The 5,581-nt window shown below is 39.5% G+C and carries 7 protein-coding genes and 1 pseudogene; 5 read left to right on the top strand and 3 right to left on the bottom strand.

Annotated elements, in window-relative coordinates; translation table 11 throughout:
• The 3 genes and pseudogenes from MRT15_RS09895 to MRT15_RS09905 all read left to right on the top strand — a co-directional run.
• A partial coding sequence (locus MRT15_RS09895; protein ID WP_304329931.1) for a HEPN domain-containing protein occupies positions 1–238 on the top strand: 238 nt, incomplete at its 5' end.
• Positions 239–335: 97 nt separating this feature from the next.
• Positions 336–547 (top strand): annotated as a pseudogene (locus MRT15_RS12630) (nucleotidyltransferase domain-containing protein).
• Positions 548–930: 383 nt separating this feature from the next.
• On the top strand, positions 931–1,146 hold the full coding sequence (locus MRT15_RS09905; RefSeq protein WP_304329933.1) for a hypothetical protein: 216 nt from the start codon (positions 931–933) through the stop codon (positions 1,144–1,146).
• An 80-nt stretch (positions 1,147–1,226) separates the two neighbouring features.
• On the opposite strand, the gene MRT15_RS09910 is transcribed toward MRT15_RS09905, so the two are convergent.
• Positions 1,227–1,445, bottom strand: coding sequence for a hypothetical protein (locus MRT15_RS09910; protein WP_304329934.1), 219 nt, complete (start codon positions 1,443–1,445; stop codon positions 1,227–1,229).
• 268 nt (positions 1,446–1,713) lie between these two features.
• Positions 1,714–2,157, bottom strand: coding sequence for an archaellin/type IV pilin N-terminal domain-containing protein (locus MRT15_RS09915; protein WP_304329935.1), 444 nt, complete (start codon positions 2,155–2,157; stop codon positions 1,714–1,716).
• Positions 2,158–2,294: 137 nt separating this feature from the next.
• Between MRT15_RS09915 and MRT15_RS09920 the strand changes: the two genes are divergently transcribed.
• Positions 2,295–3,860: a type II/IV secretion system ATPase subunit gene (locus MRT15_RS09920; RefSeq protein WP_304329936.1), complete on the top strand. Its 1,566-nt coding sequence runs from the start codon at positions 2,295–2,297 to the stop codon at positions 3,858–3,860.
• A gap of 68 nt (positions 3,861–3,928) precedes the next feature.
• Positions 3,929–5,065, top strand: coding sequence for a hypothetical protein (locus tag MRT15_RS09925; RefSeq protein WP_304329937.1), 1,137 nt, complete (start codon positions 3,929–3,931; stop codon positions 5,063–5,065).
• Between the two features lie 2 nt (positions 5,066–5,067).
• On the opposite strand, the gene MRT15_RS09930 is transcribed toward MRT15_RS09925, so the two are convergent.
• Positions 5,068–5,581: hypothetical protein (locus MRT15_RS09930; protein ID WP_304329938.1), on the bottom strand; the 514-nt coding region annotated here is incomplete at its 5' end.

The following is a 5,581-nucleotide window of genomic DNA, read 5'->3' on the forward strand; positions in this document are numbered from 1 at the left end:
GTTAGAACTCCAGAAGAAATGGAGTATTAGAAGGCTTCTTGAACTCATATACAAAATTACGAATTCTGAGGAGGTTAGAGGTGCATTAGCGAATTATGCTGTTGAGCTGGGTTCAATTGAAGATGCATATATCACCTCAAGATATGTTGCAAGGGAATACTGTGAGGAGGAGGCTAGAAAACTATTACAAACAGTAAGGGGGGTAATGGACATTGTGGGAAGATCTATTGATAGATGAAGCTAAGAGGAGGAGTGAGATATTTGAAAGGTTGGATGAGTACCTTAAGAAGATAGTTGAAACTGTCAAGAAGCTTGACTCCAATGCAGAAGTATACTTGTTTGGCAGTGTAGCTGAGGGGAACATCTAATCTCAAGCGACATAGACATATTAGTGGTCTCGAATCTCCATCCAGGCAGAATAATTGCAGAACTATGGTCAAATGGAATAGATGACCCATTCGAAATACACGTTATAACCAGAGATATGCTGGAAACCTATAAGAGAAGAACGAAACTCATCAAACTAAACAACACATTATGCCAATAATTCCCAGCAAAGGTAAATGAAAACTACTTTCAACCCAGCTTTAATAAAGTAAGATTTATAGCCTATTTTTGGCTTTTACTATGGAGCTAGAGGAGCTCAAGTGCATAAAGGAGATGCTCAACTACCTTAAGCTTCTAACTATAAGTGTAAGTTTATCGTCTTTGTACACCACTACGTCATGAGTCTTCCCTCCACCTCTCCCTTTAGCCTTTCTTTGCATTAGTTTTAAATGCTTCCTACTTTTGAGTATAATAGTAAAAAGTGTTCATTCTCTAACTTTGAAGGCACTACAAGAAATAAAAAGGGTTTAAAGTTAACAGAGCATCTTCTCCCTTGAAAACTTTATAAATCTCTAGTTTTAGTAATGTTTTTAGTGCGTAGAAGTGAACGTAACTATTACTGAAGAACAGTTGAAATTAGTGTTAGATAAATTAGAGCAAATTAGGATTGAACTTCTTAAACTTAGAGCTATGCTTCTACCCGAAGAAGAGTTAAGTGAAGAAGAGAAGAAGGAATTAGCAGAAGCGAAAAAGGAAATAGCTGAAGGTCTTAGTATAAGCCTTGAAGATTTAATTAAAGAAACTAAAAAATCAGGTTGAAACTGCTTGTTTCAAGTCGTTATCTCTAGAAGAGCTAAAAAACTATTGAGAAGCTTCTTGAGTCATATAAAGTTAACTATTTAGAAACTGTTGCTTAACCCTGTCTCAACTCCATAATAGTTGTTTATTTTCTCTAAAACATACTTGTAAAGCTCTTCATCCCTCCTCTTAACTCTCTCAAGCTCATACTTAGCTTTACTCAACAATTCCTCATCAGAAAGTGAACCGTAACGTTTCATTAATCTCTTCGCAATTAAACTGGCAGCAACCCTCTTCGGCTTCAAGAAATCAAAGATCATCCCTACACCCATAATTTATTAGCCGTTAAACACTTTATATATTTACTCAACATGCAACCTTAAATTTTCTCACAAATATTCTCTGTGAGGGTAATATGCTGGGGAAAATATCCTTCAACTAAATATTCTCAAGATCATCTTCATGAACTATTACCTAAGAACTATGCTCACCTTAAATGCATAATAGTTACGTCTCTTTCATTTACTTTATAGCTGTCTTTAGGTCCTAACAATTCGATCATGAAAAATTATGTAGTTGGTGTAAAATTTATGGTGCTGTTAGTTGAGTTTCGTAGGAACCTCTTGAGGTCACTACTGTTATTTTGACAGGCCTACCAGGAGTTATAGTTACACCAGTAGGGAATAATGTCGATGTCGCTGTAAAACTTTGCGTAGCTCCAGGACTTACAATTACTGGGCTTGCAACTGTAGGTTTAGGTGTAAAGGAAGTTGAGCAATTTACTCCATTTATCAAAATGGCTCTAACTTCTGCGGATACGGTACCATCATTTGTTATGACAAGAGTCACAGTATACTCGCTGGTACTGGTTTTTGCTATCGTTGCAGATAATGTTAGTTTCTCGTAGCTTGTGAAGCTGCTTAGTAGTCCTGTCATCCAGAATGCTGCTGCTATGCTTATTACTATTGCTATTGCTACTAGTATTACTGTTGCTATTACTGGTGATATACCTCTCTTCTTCGTGTTTCTCATTTCTTACACCTTTGCTTCTAATTCTTGTTCGCCTTTAAATATATTTTTTTCATTATTTTCCTTTGGCAATACTTTTGTATTCTTTTTGTATTGTGTTATGTTTATATTTTCGTGTTTGTTCTATTTTTTGGTTGTTTATGGTTAGGCTTCCTTTTGTTAGTCCTAAGGTTCGTGTTGTTAGGAGGGTTGCTGTGGAGAAGGCTGTGGAGTTTCTCCCTTTTAATGATAGGTTTGAGGTTTTGGAGAGTTATCCTGTTTATGAGCCTTTTGCTAGGGTTTATATTGTTAGGATTCCTTGGGAGGGTGGTGCTTTGGCTTATTATGTGGATGAGTATAGGCTTAGTGATGAGGAGAGGGATGCTTATGAGAGGCTTGTGGATATTGTTACTGAGGAGTTGAAGGTTTATGCTGTTACTGAGGATTTGAGGGGGCATGTTTATGGTGAGATTAGGCGTATTGTGGATAGGTATAGGGGTAGTCTTGGTCTTACTGGTGCTAGGAGGGATAGAATCCTATATTATGTTGAGAGGGATCTTCTTGGTTATGGGCCTATACATGTTTTGATGGGTGACCCTAACATTGAGGATATTAGTTGTGTTGGTGTGGATAAGCCTATTTATGTTTGGCATAGGCGTTATGAGAGTATACCCACAAACATTATTTTTAGGGATGTTAAGGCTTTGAATGAGTTTATAGTGAAGCTTGCACATAGGGCTGGTAAGCATATTAGCCTTGCATATCCAACCCTAGATACAATGTTGCCGGAGAAGCATAGGCTTGCTGCAACCTTCGGCTCTGAAGTTAGCACAACTGGACCCACATTTACAATTAGGAAGTTTAGGGCTAAACCATTCTCCCCAATAGAGCTTATAGCTGATGGTGTTATAAGTGAGAAGTTGGCTGCATACATATGGTTTATGCTAGACCACTTGAAGACTCTTATGATATCCGGTGGGACTGGTGCTGGGAAAACCACTTTGCTTAATGCTTTGAGCTTATTCATAAGGCCTGGATTGAAAATTGTAACTGTTGAGGATACGCCTGAACTTAACTTGCCACATGAGAATTGGGTTCAATTGACAGTTAGACCAGTATACGCTGTTGGCGTAACGTTGACTGAAATTAAGCTATATGACCTCGTTAAGTTGGCTTTGAGGTATAGGCCAGACTATCTCATTGTGGGTGAGATTAGGGGGGAGGAGGCATTCGTACTATTCCAAGCTATGGCTACTGGGCATGGTGGATTATCAACAATACATGCTGAATCCCTAGACTACGCCATCAAGAGGATTATATCGCCACCAATGAACATTGCCCCAACATACGTGAAATTGATGAACATATTCCTACACATAGATAGAGTTGCCCTAGAGGGGGTTGGTAGAACTGTTAGGAGGGTTACAGTGGCACAGGAGATAGAGGATTACGAGAAGTATAGAACCATATCCACATGGAGTCCAGAAAGGGATGAGCATGTAGTCAATTTGGAGAATTCATGGCTAATAAGGGATGTTAGTGCAAAGACCGGTAAGAGTGTTGAGGAGATTATGGAGGAAATTGAGAGGAGGAGTATGATTTTAAGGTGGCTTAGAATGAAGGGGGTATACGACTTCATGGAGGTAAGCAGATACATATTCAGATACCACTACAACCCAAAGGAATTATACAATGAAGCTTTAACGGAAATTGGGAGCTTAAGGTAGACCGTTAAGTTTAAGGGGAGTTAAAATAGTTAGTATATAGAGTAGTGTTGAGAATTTGGTGAATAATTTTGAAGGGTAGTGATAGTGGGGAGCTTATAGACTTGGTGAACTTGGCAGAAGAGAAGCTCACAAAAGTTTTTGAGAGGATTGCAAGGGAGAAGGGGGATTGGAGGATTAAGGGGTTCATAGTGCACAAGAAGATATCCCACGAAATACAAGTGGACTTCAAGGATGGTGAACCATACATAGCAGTGGCAAGGGGGGTTGAGGGGGAGGTTAGGGGGAAGAAGGCATACGACATAATAATGGAAGCTGCACCAAAAGCCACAGGCATAATAGAGGTGTATAAGGTTGATAGGGAGGCTGTGGAGGGGGATGCTAGGGAGATTGCTGGAGCAAAGATATATGGAGAGAGGGTGGGGATAGAAGAACTAAACTTATCGAGCAAACTTGAAGAGCATAGTGTTAGAATGAAGCTTATGCCAATTCTGAAGACGCTAATACTGAGGGATGCAAAACAATTGGATGAGAAGAGTGGGGAAGTTAAGACCATAGAGGATGTACATGAAGCATTGAAGAGGGAGATTGAGGATAGTAGGGGTATTGTCAAATACATATTGATAATCATGACGAAGGCGAAGAATTGGAAGAGCATTGAGGTAATAGCCAAAGATGGTAGGATTATGACTGCAAACGTTTATGGTGAAAGGGAGGCTTTATCTGGAGCTGAAGCACTGAGGAAGATATTCAACCTAGACAGCGAGGAAGTTGGCGCAGAAGCCAAATACATGATATTCGTATATGAGATTGAAGAGGATAAACTTAAGTTCCTAGATATGAGCGAAGACGAATTGGCCGCGCAACCAGTAATTGAAGTTGAAAAGCCAAAGGTGGAAGCCAAGAGGGAGAGGGCTGTGAGGGTGGAGGTTCCTGAAAAGCCGAAGCCTGATCTTGTGAAAATTAAGGAGAGAGCTTCAAACTACTTTAAAGATACATTGAACAACCTTGGATACATGCTTGAGGGGGTAAACGTAACTTATAGCGATGATAAAATGATTTTTGAAGTTAAGATTGGGAGGAGGGGGTGGGCTTTCAGGAGGGCGAATATTGATGCTGTCAGGGAGAAGCTTAGGGATGATGCTTCATGGGTTGCAAGGGAATTTGGATGGAGGAATCCCGTGGAAGTTGAATTGAAACAAACCTAAATTTAAAGCTCTACGAATACCCTGACGATCACACCATTATAGCTGAAGTATCCCTCAACGGTATCCACACTTTTATCCCTCTCACGGGTTAAAACTGTAAGATAGTTTAATCCTCCACCATAGTAAATGTAGCTTTCAGCATCATAAAACTCTTTACCATCAACAACTATTTTAACCACATCCAATGGAACCCCAACACCACGATAAACGTCCATAGCCGTAACATTCATGTAGATTCTAAACCTCTTACCAAGTAAAGATTCCACGAATATATTTACACGCTCAACCTTCAAGCCCATGGTAACATTTAAATTGGAAACTCTACGTCCCAGTGAAGTTGAATTTATCGTTAAACGACCATTAATCATTGAGTACCATTCACCTCCAGTGCCAATCCAATTGAATTGTAGGGTTATGGATGCATTCACATTTAAGTCGAAGCCTGAGTATGCATATGTTACATTTCCAACCCATTGTTGAATGAATTTTGATGCTTCAAGGGTGGCTGATGAATTC

Source organism: Candidatus Culexarchaeum yellowstonense (assembly GCF_024707025.1).
Taxonomy (GTDB): domain Archaea; phylum Thermoproteota; class Methanomethylicia; order Culexarchaeales; family Culexarchaeaceae; genus Culexarchaeum.